16 protein-coding genes and 1 tRNA gene are annotated in these 14,241 nt (G+C 52.3%); 3 read left to right on the top strand and 14 right to left on the bottom strand.

Features of this window, described 5'->3' with window-relative positions; genetic code table 11:
• Positions 1–106 precede the first annotated feature (106 nt).
• From HPY52_07845 to HPY52_07815, 7 genes are all read right to left on the bottom strand, one after another.
• On the bottom strand, positions 107–475 hold the full coding sequence (locus HPY52_07845) for a hypothetical protein (GenBank protein ID NPV80175.1): 369 nt from the start codon (positions 473–475) through the stop codon (positions 107–109).
• Positions 459–731 (bottom strand): hypothetical protein, encoded by a 273-nt coding sequence (locus HPY52_07840; protein NPV80174.1) that lies wholly within the window; start codon positions 729–731, stop codon positions 459–461. The genes HPY52_07845 and HPY52_07840 overlap by 17 nt, the downstream gene beginning before the upstream one ends.
• The gene (locus tag HPY52_07835; protein ID NPV80173.1) at positions 691–1,065 is read right to left on the bottom strand and encodes a hypothetical protein; all 375 of its coding nucleotides are present in this window, start codon (positions 1,063–1,065) and stop codon (positions 691–693) included. The genes HPY52_07840 and HPY52_07835 overlap by 41 nt, the downstream gene beginning before the upstream one ends.
• A gap of 14 nt (positions 1,066–1,079) precedes the next feature.
• A complete protein-coding gene (locus HPY52_07830) occupies positions 1,080–1,394 on the bottom strand; it encodes a hypothetical protein (protein NPV80172.1) in 315 nt (104 codons plus the stop codon).
• Complete coding sequence (locus tag HPY52_07825; GenBank protein NPV80171.1) at positions 1,391–3,466, bottom strand: hypothetical protein; 2,076 nt, start codon at positions 3,464–3,466, stop codon at positions 1,391–1,393. Before HPY52_07825 ends, HPY52_07830 begins: the two co-directional genes overlap by 4 nt.
• Positions 3,467–4,022: 556 nt before the next feature.
• Positions 4,023–4,241 (bottom strand): helix-turn-helix domain-containing protein, encoded by a 219-nt coding sequence (locus tag HPY52_07820; protein ID NPV80170.1) that lies wholly within the window; start codon positions 4,239–4,241, stop codon positions 4,023–4,025.
• Complete coding sequence (locus HPY52_07815) at positions 4,238–4,438, bottom strand: helix-turn-helix transcriptional regulator (protein NPV80169.1); 201 nt, start codon at positions 4,436–4,438, stop codon at positions 4,238–4,240. The genes HPY52_07820 and HPY52_07815 overlap by 4 nt, the downstream gene beginning before the upstream one ends.
• Positions 4,439–4,500: 62 nt before the next feature.
• On the opposite strand from HPY52_07815, the gene HPY52_07810 reads away from it, so the two are divergent.
• A complete protein-coding gene (locus tag HPY52_07810; GenBank protein NPV80168.1) occupies positions 4,501–5,568 on the top strand; it encodes a hypothetical protein in 1,068 nt (355 codons plus the stop codon).
• On the top strand, positions 5,552–6,793 hold the full coding sequence (locus HPY52_07805; GenBank protein ID NPV80167.1) for a site-specific integrase: 1,242 nt from the start codon (positions 5,552–5,554) through the stop codon (positions 6,791–6,793). The genes HPY52_07810 and HPY52_07805 overlap by 17 nt, the downstream gene beginning before the upstream one ends.
• Positions 6,794–6,943: 150 nt before the next feature.
• Here the strand turns inward: HPY52_07805 and HPY52_07800 are convergent.
• From HPY52_07800 to HPY52_07780, 5 genes are all read right to left on the bottom strand, one after another.
• Positions 6,944–7,019, bottom strand: a tRNA-Arg gene (locus tag HPY52_07800).
• 232 nt (positions 7,020–7,251) lie between these two features.
• Positions 7,252–7,476, bottom strand: a complete 225-nt coding sequence (locus HPY52_07795; GenBank protein NPV80166.1) for a hypothetical protein — start codon at positions 7,474–7,476, stop codon at positions 7,252–7,254.
• A gap of 8 nt (positions 7,477–7,484) precedes the next feature.
• The gene (locus HPY52_07790; protein NPV80165.1) at positions 7,485–8,096 is read right to left on the bottom strand and encodes a hypothetical protein; all 612 of its coding nucleotides are present in this window, start codon (positions 8,094–8,096) and stop codon (positions 7,485–7,487) included.
• A gap of 2 nt (positions 8,097–8,098) precedes the next feature.
• A complete protein-coding gene (locus HPY52_07785; protein ID NPV80164.1) occupies positions 8,099–9,541 on the bottom strand; it encodes an MFS transporter in 1,443 nt (480 codons plus the stop codon).
• A 590-nt stretch (positions 9,542–10,131) separates the two neighbouring features.
• The gene (locus tag HPY52_07780; GenBank protein ID NPV80163.1) at positions 10,132–11,151 is read right to left on the bottom strand and encodes a Gfo/Idh/MocA family oxidoreductase; all 1,020 of its coding nucleotides are present in this window, start codon (positions 11,149–11,151) and stop codon (positions 10,132–10,134) included.
• A 293-nt stretch (positions 11,152–11,444) separates the two neighbouring features.
• On the opposite strand from HPY52_07780, the gene HPY52_07775 reads away from it, so the two are divergent.
• Positions 11,445–11,615, top strand: coding sequence for a hypothetical protein (locus tag HPY52_07775; protein NPV80162.1), 171 nt, complete (start codon positions 11,445–11,447; stop codon positions 11,613–11,615).
• Between the two features lie 27 nt (positions 11,616–11,642).
• Here the strand turns inward: HPY52_07775 and HPY52_07770 are convergent, their stop codons facing one another.
• Both HPY52_07770 and HPY52_07765 read right to left on the bottom strand, forming a co-directional pair.
• Positions 11,643–13,355 carry an ABC-ATPase domain-containing protein gene (locus HPY52_07770; GenBank protein ID NPV80161.1) on the bottom strand — a complete coding sequence of 571 codons (1,713 nt, stop codon included), beginning with the start codon at positions 13,353–13,355 and terminating at the stop codon, positions 11,643–11,645.
• Positions 13,356–13,367: 12 nt separating this feature from the next.
• Positions 13,368–13,850, bottom strand: coding sequence for an N-acetylmuramoyl-L-alanine amidase (locus HPY52_07765; protein NPV80160.1), 483 nt, complete (start codon positions 13,848–13,850; stop codon positions 13,368–13,370).
• Positions 13,851–14,241 lie beyond the last annotated feature (391 nt).

The following is a 14,241-nucleotide window of genomic DNA, read 5'->3' as shown; positions in this document are numbered from 1 at the left end:
AATGGCTTCATCGGCATGGTATCACCCCAAATGAAAGAGCCCGCCTTTCGACGGGCCCCCATAGCTTAATTTTCCATCTTAACCGTATCATAGGGTTTTCGCTAAATCAACTGACATTTTCCTGCCATCCCAATACTGCCGCCGCTTTGCCAAATACCTGATCCCTCAGCCTGTATACGCTCCGTTCGCTTATCCCCAACTCCCGCGCCACTCCAGCTATGGAAAACCCTTCGTCATACCTCAATCGGACGAATATCCTCTCGATCCGGTTCAGCGCCATGAATACCGCCTCGTATGCGTCCAGCTCCCGGCTTATGTCCGCAAGGTCTGCAAGTCCGTCCTCATACTTACTCTCACCTTTGGGGATTCTGAGGATGATGCTCCCGCCTGTGCGCTCCAGCCGGGACATTAGCAGCGCCGCCCTCGCCTGGTTCAGCCGATATCTTGTAAAGATTCGTTCAATGGCTTGCTTCATAGTCGGCGATAGCTTGCTCAATTTCCTGCCTCATCTCCTCGTCCGCCCATGCTTCACAGACTCCATTCTCCAGCCAGGGGTCCCGACAGTCATTGAACACCGCACAGCCACCAACATTGTGCGTCCGCCAGGCGCACTCATTGCACCAGGCGGGATGCTTGCCGCTTGACGGCTCCTCTACATGATGCGTCTGTCTAATTGCCCCACGGGCCCGCTTATACGCAGGCGCGTCCATCAACTTTTGTGTTATTGCCATGTCTCTTCGCCTCCCTGTTCTGCCGCAACTCTTCCCAGTCCGGGGGCTCTATGCCGGGGAATTCATAGCCCAATACTTCGCATTTGCCCGCGCCGTCTATCACGCCCCACACCTGATAAATCCCAGGAGCAGCCGGGATTATGCCGATAACCCGTTCTGGTTCATGCAATTGATCTGCGCCTGCAAGTTCAAGTTCCTCATCGTTTGCTAACCCCTCATAATTCATGGAAATTGGCTGCACCGTTACAAATGCGCCCTCACGAACGTCCTTACGCCTTATTTCTGTAACCATAAATCCAATTACCGGGTCACGAAAGATCTTCTCGCCGTCCATCTTAAAGCTCCCCCTCATTGATTTATCTCCTCTTGCTTGTAAAACCTCACCTTACCGCCTATAACAACCCCAACACGATCCGCAAATACTTGCCACAGGATCCCCTCCCCGGAAGGAACCTTCACTGCCTTCCCCAGGTAGGGGTAGAGACGCGCCGTAGGTATCCCATAGCGCAGCATGGCTAAGAGTTCCTGCTTATGCGTCTTCATCTCTTGCAGCAATTCTGGAGTGAGGGCCCCCTTTGGCGCATTGAAATGGAGTTCATCACCACAGGGGGTCAGTTCTATGTCCAGCGATTGCAGCCTCCTCAGAAGGACGTCTGATCTCATACGCTTCCTTCCTCCCGTTCAGAATCATCCTTTACTCCATTTGGAGAGTGTGGGGAGTGTGGGGAGTGTGGGGAGTGATTTTCGGTATAATTGCGTACGCGAGACTGCCCCTTAGAGTTAAACCAGTTCTCACTCCCCTCCCTCCCACCATTTTTTTCCTCTTCGCGGTTACTTTTCAAACCAATACCTAACCAGAACAAAACACTTCTCTTATGGCTTGCGAATCCACGCTCCGCTAGTCGTTGCCCTAAGATTTTTTGGCTCAAAGGTCTTTCTCCATTTTCCCCGCACCATCCGAGGTATGCTTGATAGAGCTCGCTCGATTTAACTTTGGCCAGAGGATTCACGATGCAGCAATCACCGATAAACGCCGCCAACACGTCATTTTCTTCCTTATAACTATCTGTCGCCGTCTTGACTTCTTCGGGTACTCCTAGCCCGCCGCGCTGCCATGCTAGGCATCCCTCAACACACCAGCGCAAGATACCCGGCAACTCCTCCTGCAATTTCTTCGGCAATTGCCTATCCTCGCGTCCAGCAAAGGATACAGTGAATGGGATAAGTTTAAGGCGGTTCCATATGGCCGGGTCCATACCCCGTATTGCTGGCTTATAGTTTGTAGCCATCCATAGCTTGTGAGTCGGCTTAAATTCCCAAGAATCCTCACGCATTCGTCGCGCGCTTATCCTGTCAGCGCCGGTTAGATATTTGACGCGTGATTCCGCTAGCCGCGCGCCATCCTCGCTTTCATTCACGATGGCCATTCGCAGTCCAAAGAGGTCGGCAAGCTCTGTCGGATGCTGCTCATTATTCTTTTTTATCAATATGTCAGGCAAAGTCGTTCTCGCATAGTCGCCCAGGGCCGCCAGCAGGGTATTCAGGAATGTGCTCTTCCCGTTCCGGCCTGTCCCGTAAAGGATGAATAACACATGCTCTGAAACATCGCCCGTCAGACTAAACCCCGCCGCACGTTGTAAAAACTCCACCAGGTTCTTATTTCCGTCCATAATCTCATGCAAGAATTGCATCCATCGGGGGCACTCTGCTTTCGGGTCATATTCGACAGGCGCCAGCTTGGTTATGAAATCTTCGCGTCTATGAGGTCTCAGTTCACCCGTTCGGAGGTCGATGGTCCCATTCTTGACATTCAGAAGCCAAGGGTCACGATCCATTTCCTCATGCAGAATTGGGATCCCCGGCTCGCTCTTGGCAAGCTCGATCATCGCGCTGATTTTGTAGCTTGCTTCACACTGTATGGCGAATTTCGCCAGCGCCGCCGCACGTTCTTTCGTATCTGCATTACGCGCTTCTATATAGATGCTTCTCACTGTATCCCGCGCCCGCCGCGCAACCTCAGCGGTATCATCAATTTTCCACCGCCGCCCGTCCCATGTGAGCCATTTTTTCCATGGATGGCAGTATCGCAGGTCTTTGCCGTGTAGCCTCACAAGTCGCCGCGCATTCCCCAAGTCAGTTTCGTGAATGAAGTCCCCCGCAATATCCCCCTGCGCCGCATCTGGGGCTTTATTGCTACTACGCGCCCGCGATTTCTTCTCTTTCCAGCCCGGCTCCAGTAGATCTCTTAGTGCGTGCCAGTCCTTGCCCGCGCAGCTATTATGAAAGCACCCAAATGCCAGGGCACCGCTCGCCGATTGAATGATATGCGCCGTCCGCCTATGATCAGGGTTAAACGGGCACTCCCCCAACTCGTAGACAGTCCCGCCGTTCCAAGGCTTTTCTTTCGTCACGCTCAGTCCGTGCTCGCGGATCCAGCTTTGCAGGTCGAAGGGCTTATACCCCGTCCGATACTGATTTTGTTCCGGCTTCGGCTCCTCGGGCAGCATTTTTGCCAGTTTGGCCAGCAGTTCCTTTGATGCAAGCCCCAGCTTCTCCGGGGTCTCCAGGACAGCCGCCATCCGGTGAGGTCTCTCCGGCAGACTGTCGCCCTTGCAGCAGAGGGTCCCATAGAGTTTCCATATGCGCGCCGCATTGAATGGCTTTTGGTCTACGGTCACTGCATCATCAGTAAACTTGAATGCCAGAGCGTCAATGCAGTTCTTGACGAGTCGCATCGCGGCCTCGTCATTAGGGAGGTCTATGCGATATAAGAGATGCGCGCCGTTCCCACTATCGGCGAGAATAGGCTCTGGCCAGCCTTGGCCGCGCAGCCATTCCCGCACCTCTCGCGCACGGGTAAGGGCTGCTTCGTGTTCAGCATCAGTGCTTGATATGCCAGCTGGCCTCACCGGGTCGAAGTCCAAAGGCAGCCAGCGCCGGGCGATGATGTCTCGGTCTGCGGTCGTCTCGCGTGCATATACTTTTACTTTGTTTGCGCTCCTCGCCAGCAGGTCCGGGTTTACCGGGTTTAGAGTCACATATACTGCAGGCACTTTCCCGCTTAATTTCGCGGCCTCCTTCGCCAGCTTGTTAAAGTCATTGAAGTATCCTGAAATCGTGCCCTTGTGGGTATTGAGACAGCGCAACTCTACAACATCCCCCGGCTCGAAGAGAATATCCAGCGCTCGCTTGATCTGCGCTACTTTGTCTTCTATCGCCTTTTGTTCTACAATTGATTCAGACAAGTGCTTCACCTGCCTTCCGCTCGGGGCCCGGTTCGCGCCGGGTCTTCTATCTTAGCTGCCTGATTTTTCCCACAGGGGCCGATTCTCGCTGCACGCTCGCCTGCTCTTGCTCTTCAAGCCAGCGCTCTAGACTCTCTCGGCGGAAAAGGATCCGGCCTGGAAGTCGGATATGGGGCACCTTTCCTGCCTTCGCAAGCTCTAGCAGTTTCCAGTAGCTTATCCCCAGGAATTCCGCCGCTTCTGGCGGTTTAATTGTGCTCGTCATTTCTCCTCACCCACCAGCTTGAAAAGTTCCTCCTCGGCCATCCCGAAAGCCTCAGCGATTCTCCGTCGCCAGGCGGGACCGCAGGGCCACCTTCCCCGTTCGATCTTCGATAGCGCAGCAGTATCAATAGCCGTACGCATGGTCAATTGCGTTAGACTCCATCCGCGCTTTAGCCGTTCTTCTCTTAGCCGCAGCATTTTTTGCACCCCCTCTTGACTCTGGTTTAATTATAAAGTATCATTGTAATTGGGTGATTTTAATGCCACAAAAAAGACTGACAGAAGAACAAATCCGCCGCAAGCTCGCCGCGGCCATTGGCCACCAGGTGAGAGACGATATATGGCAGGCCTTATTGGATGATGATCTTATTCAGGGATTTATCGTCGGAGAGTTTGAGTTCGAGGACCTTATAGAGAGATATCGTCATTACGATTCGCATTTCTCTCTCACAGCGCACGCCCAAAGGAAGGAGGAACGAAAAGAGATACCACCTGACAGGCGATTGGACACCCTGGCTCAGATTTGGGCCATTGAAGCCTCTCGGCTCCCAGAAGTCATTTCCTTTCGTCAAGAGATATTACAGGGTAGACTCCTCCAGCTCGAGGAGATTGACACCTGGGTCAAACAACAATTAGCGCAAAAGCAGGGCGGGGCCCGCTGGGTGAAGGTCGCCCTTCCCGCGAATGTAGAACCCAAAAATTCAAGAGATTTTAGCTGCCTTCAGAGCATATTATCCCTGCCAGAGAAAGCAAAGGCAGCATGGCCGATTGAATGGAGTGTCGACATCCTCGAATATCCGGGGACAGACAAATGGGTAAATAAGGTCCCTGTCCCGCATTTCGGGCCATTGCGACGCCTTAAAGATCTTGCTTCATGTCTCCAGGGAATAGCTCCCTTATGGCAGGAAGCTCAGGCGGTCGCATTTGTTCTTTGTGATGTTGTCCCGGCGCTCCCAAAAGCTAGAGGCACCCTGCATTTCTCGTCAATAGGACCGGCGAGGGTCACTCTTGAGTTAGACCCGCGGCTTTCGTCTCAGGAGGTAGCCAAGCTGTATGTAAGAGTTAGAAGGGATGTCTTTGACGGATGGGACAGGCCCATGACAGAAAAGCATTTATCATTGTCCATCTTCCTTGCTGAAAATCCAGGCATCGCCTGGAGGGAGTTAATGGCCATATGGAACAGAAAATTCCCGGAGTGGATTTACTCAGATTGGCGGGTTTTCTCGCGGGATGCCCGCGCCGCATGGCAACGCATCACAGGCAGGGAATATCCGCGCAGGCCTTCGGGAAAGAAGAAAGGGGAGACATCTAATGCTAGGGAGTCTTGAAAAGAGGGGTAAGAATTCATGGCGCCTGATAGTCTCCTGCGGTATGGGGCCGGACGGCAAGCAGGAGAAGAAGACAAAAACGGTTAGCGTAGACACTCCCTGCCTGGAAAAGTCCTGCAGAGGCTGCGACAAGCTAACACGCTGCAAGGCTAGGAAGGAAGCAGACAAGCTCTTGGCTGAATTTTCATTGGAAGTAGAGAAGGGCCTCTACATCGCGCCGTCAAAGCTAACGTTCAAAGATTTTATGGAACGTTGGATACGGGACTATGGGGAAACTAACCTCGCGCCAAAGACGCTGTTCCGATACAAGGAAATGCTCGATTCTCGGATACTGCCCGCTATGGGGCATATTCCCATAGAGAAGCTAAAGCCCATGCACCTGTTGGAATTCTACAAGAATCTCCAGGAAGACGGCGTTCGGGAAGACGGCAAACCTGGAGGGTTATCAGAAAGGACCATCCTTCATCATCACCGCCTGATTTCGGCTATACTTCAGGATGCCGTAGACTGGGAGGTGATCCCCTCCAACCCGGCCAGTAAGGTTAAGCCGCCAAAAGTCAAGAAGACGCAGGCACCGTGTTATGACGAAGAGCAGACCGCGCGAATGCTTGCTGCCCTTGATACGGAGCCCCTAAAATACAAGGTCATGGTCGTTCTTGCCCTTGCTACAGGAGCCAGAAGGGGAGAGCTAATGGGTCTGGAATGGCAGGATGTAGATTTTGAAAATAGCACCATAGATATTCACCAGGCCAGTCAGTATCTACCAGGGCGGGGGGTCTTCACAAAGGAGCCCAAAACGGAAACCTCTAGCAGGGCTATAGCGATTCCACCCTCAGTAATAGCTCTACTCAAGCAGTATAAAGCGCAGCAAGCAGAGGAGCGCTTAAAAGTAGGGGACTTGTGGCAAGAGTCTAACCGCATATTTACTACGTGGGACGGCCGGCCGATGTTCCCTGATACTATCAGTAATTGGTTTTCTAAGTTCTTAAAACGCCATGGGTTGCCTCATATCGCATTCAAGAATCTTCGCCACACTTCGGGCACCCTGCTAATAGCAGAAGGAGTCCCCTTAAAGAATGTAAGTAGACGCCTGGGGCACTCTAACATTAGCACCACCGCCGATATTTACGCCCATGCCTTAAGAAGCGTAGACCAAGCAGCCGCCGCAAAGCTCGACAGCCTCTTCACCAAGCACACAGGACTACAGAAGCAAGGGCAGGCCTGAAACCTGCCCTTCTAGTTTCATGATGGTTCTTTCGGTTTTGCAGGGAACCATTTTAGAAAAACTATCCCCAAATTATCCCCAAAAGGCCTTTTCGAGGTATCTTACAAAAAAAGTAAGGGGTCGAAACCCCTTGTGATTCCTGATCTTTTTTGGTGGGCCTGAGAGGAGTCGAACCTCCGACCAACGGTTTAGGAAACCGCTGCTCTATCCACTGAGCTACAGGCCCACGAAACCTATGCATCACCGGCGCCTCATCTATCAAAGACAGTCCAGCCGGCGATATCGCGTCACTTTCAATCCAATCTCTCAATGTATCTATAAGTATAGCGCAATGTCGGCCAGAATGCAATATAAAAATGATCATTTGATCACTCAATGATGGCCACGCGTAGACGGAGGGGGAGGCGGACCGACATTCTTCTACAGGCAGATTGTGAGACCTTCCTGTCCGCATTTTGTCACACTTCCCCTCGTTTTCCCATATCATATAGCGGCTGCCGGATATCAGACACAGAGCCGGTGAGAGCCCGAACCTTTCTCGGGAAGGAGGGATTTGAATGCCGGAACGTCCGACGTTTGATGGTTGGTGGTGGTGGTGGATCATCATCATCCTTATAATCTTCTTTTTCTTTTTCTTCTTCATTCCCAACTAATGCCATGACAGCGTAAAAAGAAAGGTCCATGACCGCCATTATAGGATTTCGGAATTCTGGAGAGCCTCTTTAAGGCTCTCAAACATCTGAACCCCGCCCGATTCCCGGGACGGGGTTTTTCTCATTTCATTGTAAATAAGCGGCGCGATGGTCCGCTTCTTCCACGGACCTGCCGCTGGGTCGGCGGGGATCTCGAAAATCTCCGGGTAGTCTGCTTGCCCACTGTTGGCGCTATGATAAGTGGCGATCGGGGCCAGTCCACCACCGGGTAAGACCGGCGCGATCAGCGTCCCATGTGGCCAATCCCCGGCGCTTTCCCCGATACAGTGGAGCTGCCAGTCGCCTCTTTCAGGTTTGTACCAGACCAAGACTGAGCCTTCGGTCGTGTATCCCACAACCAGTCCTGGATGGCCATCCACATCCAGATCTTGTAAGGCCATACCTACATAGATAGTGACATCGGTGTCTATGGTCCCCTCCTCCAGGGTTTTCGGACGGTACCAGAACAATACTCCGACCCCTCCGACAACCACCTCCACCCTGCCATCACCATCGATGTCTCCCGCGACCGAAGATGTCAGTCCTTTGGCATTCTCGACCACAGAATCAATGACCGTGAGCTCCCAGTACTCTTTCCTCGCCTGGCCCATGGTTAGCTTGATTCCTCTTTCTTCACTGTATATGCAATTGATGAAGGGCGTGGCTCTGCCATGCCCGCAAACCAGTATCCCACTGCTGCGAGCGCACGCGCTACCGCCGTGATTCCCATAGATACTACCCAGCCCCACCTGTCATAACCAGCGGTCCAAAGCACCGGTGCGACTGTCGCTGCAAGCTGGACAGTTATATTATAATAAGCCACGTCTGTAGTATGATGCTCTTTGGAAGCCACTTCCAGAAGGCGATTTAGCAGGCCAAGATTGATACCCGCAGTTACCGCTCCGCCCCAAAAATCCAGAAAAGTCGCAAGCCAAAGGTCTTTCACGAAGATCCATATCACTACTGTCAGTGCCAGCCCTGCCGCACTCCATGAGAGGGCGGCTTTATATCCCCTCCGTTTGCTAAACCTAGACCACAAACGAAAGAACACGACCGATCCCAAGGATCCTGCCATCACTGATAGGCTCATCCAGACATTATCAGCATGAAGATACTCCACTCGATAGATTGTAAAGAGGGGCCAGGCGCCCATCCATGCAAAATGGAAATATAAGGTTGCCAGAAGAAACCGAAAATAAGGCTGGTTAGAACGCACTCTGTGCCATTCTTCGACGACCGAGATGATAATTCCCCGGCGCTGATGAATCCCCTTACTCCTGCAATAGGCTCTATCCCGATGATCTTCTTCTTTGTCAGTGGAGAATGGCCTGAGACTATTCAGAAAGTAAGCTTCCGCGACACCCGCGAAGAATGCGGTCACAAAAGCCAACTGGTATCCGATGGGAAACCTGAGTGCATCCATTACCCAACCGCCAAAGAGCGCTGCCGCCATACCGCTTAGAGTCATCCATATGCTGCGTTCGGCGAAAGCATCAGCTCTCACCTCTGGTGGAATGACAGATCCTATCAGGCTTTGCCAGGCAACATTGAGGAGGGCCTGCGGTATTGTCATGACGCCAACCATGAGAAGCAATACTGTTGGCCGCCATTCGGACGCAAACAAGGGAACTAGCGCAAGCGGCACGTATAAGAAACGGGCGAGCAAGATGGTCTGCACGGTAAAGTGCTTATGGTCTGGACAGCGGTCAACAAGGGTTGCCGCAGGTAGGGCGAGGACGAGGCTCACCAGAGCAGGCAGAGCAGAAAGGAGCCCAACTTCGGTATTCGTGGCTCCTATGCGCAACGCAAAGATCCCTAAGAAAGGCGTGACGAGGTTTATTGAGATGAGCGCCGCAACCCCATTATATATATTATAGCGTACATTCTCCTCAACTGGAGATCTTCGAGCTCGACTGTATATCCGCCAGGAAGGAGATAGCCTCCGCCGGTCTTGGAGCAGACGCGAGAAATGCAAGGTAAACAATTCCTCCAGTTCAAAGGTAAGGTGGCAGGATTTTCGGCACTTGAGGGCAGAGGCTGCCGAAATCTCAGCCACCTCTGCGTCCAAGCGGGCTAAAATCTCGCCACTCCAGGCCAATATATGCTACAAAATCCCTTATTATGGATAATCATAACCTATAATCTTCCAATCTAAGGGCGAGCTGGCGGGAAATTCTCCACTCTGGACCAGGGGCTGGCGAAATCTCGGTCACCCCTGTGCAAAACCTGCCTAAATTCTAGCCAGCTCAAGATGATGTAGGCCCAGATTTTGCCAAAACTATCCCATCGTGACGAGAATGTCGCCATCCCGGCGAGGAAACTGACGAATTTTTAACCACTTCTGCGGGGAACCTGCCTAAAAACTCGCCACCATTGGTCTGGGGTGCCTAGAATCTCGCCATCCTTGGTCTAAGCTGACGAATTCTCAGCCAGCTGCGCGCGCAACCTGCCTGAAAATTCGCCACCCTTGATCTAGTGGGACCAAAAACTCGTCACTAGCAATTGGATGGATGACCAACAACTCGCCACCCGCCCCAAAAACCTGATCAAAATATCGACAGCTGACTCAAGTCCGGCCCCCGCTGGGAAACCCCACGAGATAGTACGATCGGCCGGCCTTTATTGGCCCTTTAAGATCGACTGACCTCAACGACCATATGCCTCAGGCCTCGATAGGACATGATCGACTGCGACAGGTTGATGTCTTCTCGCCGATTCCCAGACAGCCTCGGTGAGTTCGATCACCTTAAGGGCATCCTCTGCCGTGGATTGAACCTCCTCCCTGCCGCGAATCGCAGCTATGAAATTCGCGTCAGGAATGGAGCCTGCGGGTAGTTCGGCTTCATCTGGCGTGCGCGGATCAGGATCACGAAGGATGAGTGATCCATGCCCTGCTCCCCTTATCTCGATCATCCCATTTTCACACCAGATATTGATACCTTCATCGAAACCAGTATTACTATCGCCAACGACGGAAAGATTCCCAATGGCCCCTTCTTGGAATGATACGGAAATTGCTGAAAGTACATCTACTGGCGTTCCACAGTTATCGATATAGGCAAAGACTTCCTTAGGGGTAAGTCCCGTCATCCAAAGCACGATGTCAAGAAGGTGACTGCCAGAATCGTTCAACTGGCCGCCACCCGAAAGGGCAGGGTCCTGCCGCCACTTGCCGACAGTAGCCCGCTTCCAATTCTGGCACTGCCACGCAGTGATAAACTGCACTTTGCCCCATTTCCCCGACTGAATAAGCTCTCTCGCGTAGCGATAGCTCGGAGCATAGTGACGTTGATAAGACACAAGGACTACCTTGCCCATCTCCTCCTTCAGAGCGATTACCTTTAAGGCATCCTCGACAGAACAGACCATTGGCTTCTCCACGAGAACATGGAGTCCGGACCTGAGAGAATCGCAGATCTGTCTTGCATGGAGGGTATGAGGAGAAGATATAACAACAGCGTCAAGACCTACCCTGGCTAGCATATCTGTATAATCAGAAAAACGCTTTACTCGCCCTAGTTCGAGCGTATCTATAGCTTCCTGTATGTTTTCCTCCAATGGGTCTGATATTGCCGTGATCTTGACTTCTGGAATGCCCATGAGCCTCTTTATATGTCCACGCATATTCCCCCCACAGCCGATGAGACCAACCCGAATTTCCTGCAAAGCGCACTCCTCCTTCACAGAAATCTAATGCTTCCCTGTGCGCATGATCCAGCCAGTATTTCCCGAGGCATGCCATCTGCTGCAGCGTCTCACGCCGAATAGCCATCCTCACCCCAAATGCGCATCTTCTCTCAATGACCATCTTTCGCTGCAGGATAGCAAATCCCTGCCTTCAAAGTCACATCCCTTTAAAATCCATGAAGTACATGAATCCGTATACCGCTGTCATGGAAGGAAAATCCCGTCGAAACGAGTACCTATAGTACGACAATACGACCTCTTCATTATCGCCAATGACCGCCACAGGTATGCATGGAGCACTGCGCGAGATGCTCAACTACCTGCGCACAGGTGAGAAGCCCCAGACCGAATGCCATGATAATATCAAGTCTCTGGCAATGGTGTTTTCAGCGATAGAAAGCGCCCGCAAGGGTCAGCGCGTCATGGTAGAGTACGCCATATAGCCGGTGCATCGTCGCGACAGCGCTATATCAGCGATTCTGCCTGATTTCAAGGGTCCGCACCCTGTTTAGCGCCGCCGCAATCTCGAGAGGCCGTGCGAGGCAGTATTCACCATGAAGATAGGGGGCAACAAGGTCCATGCCATTTTCCTCGATATCCCGCCGAAGTCTTGCGAGTAATTCCGGTATATTGGATTTGCCATCAAGCAGTCGGCTCCCAATATATCGCAATGTATCAGCTATGAAGCGGGTCTGGCCAGGGTCCACTACCTGTTCCACACTGCTGAGGTCGATTTCTTCATGGCCCAGCATGATGGTATCAGTGCCCCTGGCTTTTGTTTTAGTCCTGCGATCACCTGGTCTCATGAAGCCAAGCGAAGTTGGAATTCTGGCGCCAAGACGAAGATCTACTCGAGTCCCTTCTGTTTTGCGCCCCGTTTTGAAAAGCGCGGCGATCTCCCTGGCTTTCGCAGTGACATCTATGGGCCGATATTCATCCATCATGATCACGGTGTCGGCAACGTCAAGATAGTCGCCGGATCCGCCCAGGACCAATATCGTTGATATGCCCTTTTCACTGAGAAGACGGACCCTGTCTATGAAGGGGGTTATAGGCTCCTTTTCCTTCGCTACTAAGGCCTGCATACGTCTATCTCTTATCATAAAATTAGTCGCTGATGTATCTTCATCCACCAGGAGGACTCTTGCGCCCGATTCGAGAGCCTCAACGATATTAGCCGCCTGTGAAGTGCTGCCGCTCGCATTTTGCGTGGAAAAGCCGCTAGTGTCGGCGCCAAATGGGAGGTTACTGATGAAAAAGCTTATGTCGGTGTTTGTTATGGCTCGTCCATCTTCGGCACGGATTTTAACAGCAACTGGAGAGGTCACCACAAATTCCCGCCCGTCGCCAGGAATATGATCATAGATCCCACGCTCTATGGCGCGCAGGAGAGTGGATTTTCCATGATATCCTCCGCCGACGATAAGGGTTACCCCTTCCGGGATCCCCATCCCCCGCACCTTACCTCGGTTAGGTGCCTCTAATTCCACTTCTAATGATGGGGGAGAGGTGAATGGTATCACCTCGCCTTGATCAAGCGGCCTATCATCGACTCCGCTGCGGCGCGGCAGGATAGATCCATTGGCGACAAAAGCCACAAGCCGATGTTCCTGCAAAAGCCCGCGTAAGGCCTCGCTGTCCTCTGCAACCATAATGTGGAGATCGAGGTCGTCAACCCTCAGGGACTGATACATCAAAACCTCATGCACTAATTTGGGCAGAAGGCTACAGCAGATCTCCTCCGCCACCTTTCCCAATATCCTGCGCCCTGCCGCGGGAAGGCCTACCGCAAATCTGGCCTCGATTCCATCTTCACTGATCAGTACAGAATTCCTCATGAGAATCTCCTGACCCGGACGGGGCATGAATATGCGCCCGCTCTTACCGGTCCCGTGGCCGTGCGCCGACCTGGCGGCCGCGGAGCTGAAAGTGCGCGTCAGATAGTCAGCAAGGGCAATTCGCCTTATTGCACTTTCTAAATAACGGCTGGGAAATTTGGCTATCTCCTGAGGAACACGGATTCTAAATCTGCTCGGAGGAGCAAATGGGTCAGCCTGAACATGATCTATGAAAAGACGGAAACCAGGAAATACGTATTCGCCGCGTATCTCTTCATAAGCCTTGTATCCTCTCGAATCGATGCGGCTCAGAGTTGCCGCAAGGTCTTGCCGTGTCTTAGCCAATTCGCGCCCCCCTCAAAAACTATGATTGATGATTCCTTCCGCTATTGCCTTCGCTGTTTTCTGTTGAAATTCCTCACTTTTAAGTAGCTTTTCCTCATCTTTGTTTGATATGAACGCCAATTCCACGAGTGTAGCCGGCATTTTTGTCCGTCTCAAGACATAGAACTTGGCTTCTTTCACTCCTCGATCGAACAGACCTGCAGCTTTCACCAGGGACTGGTGTATGGTCTCCGCGAGAATCTTACCCGGTTTGCTGCCCACGCTGTGGTATGTTTCGGTACCATGAGCCCCTTCATCCTCTGCAGAGTTGCAGTGTATCGAGACGAAGATCGCGGCATCAGCGGCATTCGCCATGTTTACCCTATCCTTGAGGCTGACGAACACATCATCTGTCCTCGTAAGCAAAACTGAGATGCCGTGTCGTTTCAACTCATCCCCTATCCTTTGCGTCACGCTAAGGTTGATATCAGCTTCACGGGTCCCCGTCCGGCCCACCGCTCCTGGATCCTTCCCCCCGGGCTAATGGCCGGGGTCAAGACAAACCAAAGCCTTTATCCCCAGCACGTGACACCACTCCCTTCCAGCTACCCATGCCTCCTCGGAACTACTTTGAAAATAGCTGAGCGGCATTTTCATTTTTCGTAGGCGCCGCTCTCGCGGCATGGCCGACTACCCAGAAAACAGCGTCGCCCGCCCCGCGGGTCTTCATCCTTCCGCTGGTGCTGCCGAAGCAGCATGGGCGTCTGCCATGAAGATAATATGACAGTAATTAGATCTTTTCACCAGGGAACGCTTCTTCCCTGCCTTTGTTCTAACATAAATTATGCCAAGATAGATATCAGGGTTCCAGGCCAACCCACTCCTGACTTCAGCACATGATAAATAC

The organism is Bacillota bacterium (assembly GCA_013178415.1).
In the GTDB taxonomy this organism is placed as follows: domain Bacteria; phylum Bacillota; class SHA-98; order Ch115; family Ch115; genus Ch115.
Note: the sequence above shows the minus strand (reverse complement) of the source record. Positions and strands in the feature narration are given on the sequence as shown.

Excerpts from the sequence above, each read along its gene's own strand:
- HPY52_07815 (NPV80169.1), bottom strand. The coding sequence starts at position 4,438 with ATGCTGCGGCTAAGAGAAGAACGGCTAAAGCGCGGATGGAGTCTAACG.
- HPY52_07835 (NPV80173.1), bottom strand. The coding sequence starts at position 1,065 with ATGGACGGCGAGAAGATCTTTCGTGACCCGGTAATTGGATTTATGGTT.
- HPY52_07845 (NPV80175.1), bottom strand. The coding sequence starts at position 475 with ATGAAGCAAGCCATTGAACGAATCTTTACAAGATATCGGCTGAACCAG.
- HPY52_07830 (NPV80172.1), bottom strand. The coding sequence starts at position 1,394 with ATGAGATCAGACGTCCTTCTGAGGAGGCTGCAATCGCTGGACATAGAA.
- HPY52_07775 (NPV80162.1), top strand. The coding sequence starts at position 11,445 with ATGACCGCCACAGGTATGCATGGAGCACTGCGCGAGATGCTCAACTAC.
- HPY52_07820 (NPV80170.1), bottom strand. The coding sequence starts at position 4,241 with ATGACGAGCACAATTAAACCGCCAGAAGCGGCGGAATTCCTGGGGATA.
- HPY52_07805 (NPV80167.1), top strand. The coding sequence starts at position 5,552 with ATGCTAGGGAGTCTTGAAAAGAGGGGTAAGAATTCATGGCGCCTGATA.
- HPY52_07825 (NPV80171.1), bottom strand. The coding sequence starts at position 3,466 with ATGCGACTCGTCAAGAACTGCATTGACGCTCTGGCATTCAAGTTTACT.
- HPY52_07840 (NPV80174.1), bottom strand. The coding sequence starts at position 731 with ATGGCAATAACACAAAAGTTGATGGACGCGCCTGCGTATAAGCGGGCC.
- HPY52_07790 (NPV80165.1), bottom strand. The coding sequence starts at position 8,096 with ATGGGCCAGGCGAGGAAAGAGTACTGGGAGCTCACGGTCATTGATTCT.
- HPY52_07810 (NPV80168.1), top strand. The coding sequence starts at position 4,501 with ATGCCACAAAAAAGACTGACAGAAGAACAAATCCGCCGCAAGCTCGCC.
- HPY52_07795 (NPV80166.1), bottom strand. The coding sequence starts at position 7,476 with ATGGACCTTTCTTTTTACGCTGTCATGGCATTAGTTGGGAATGAAGAA.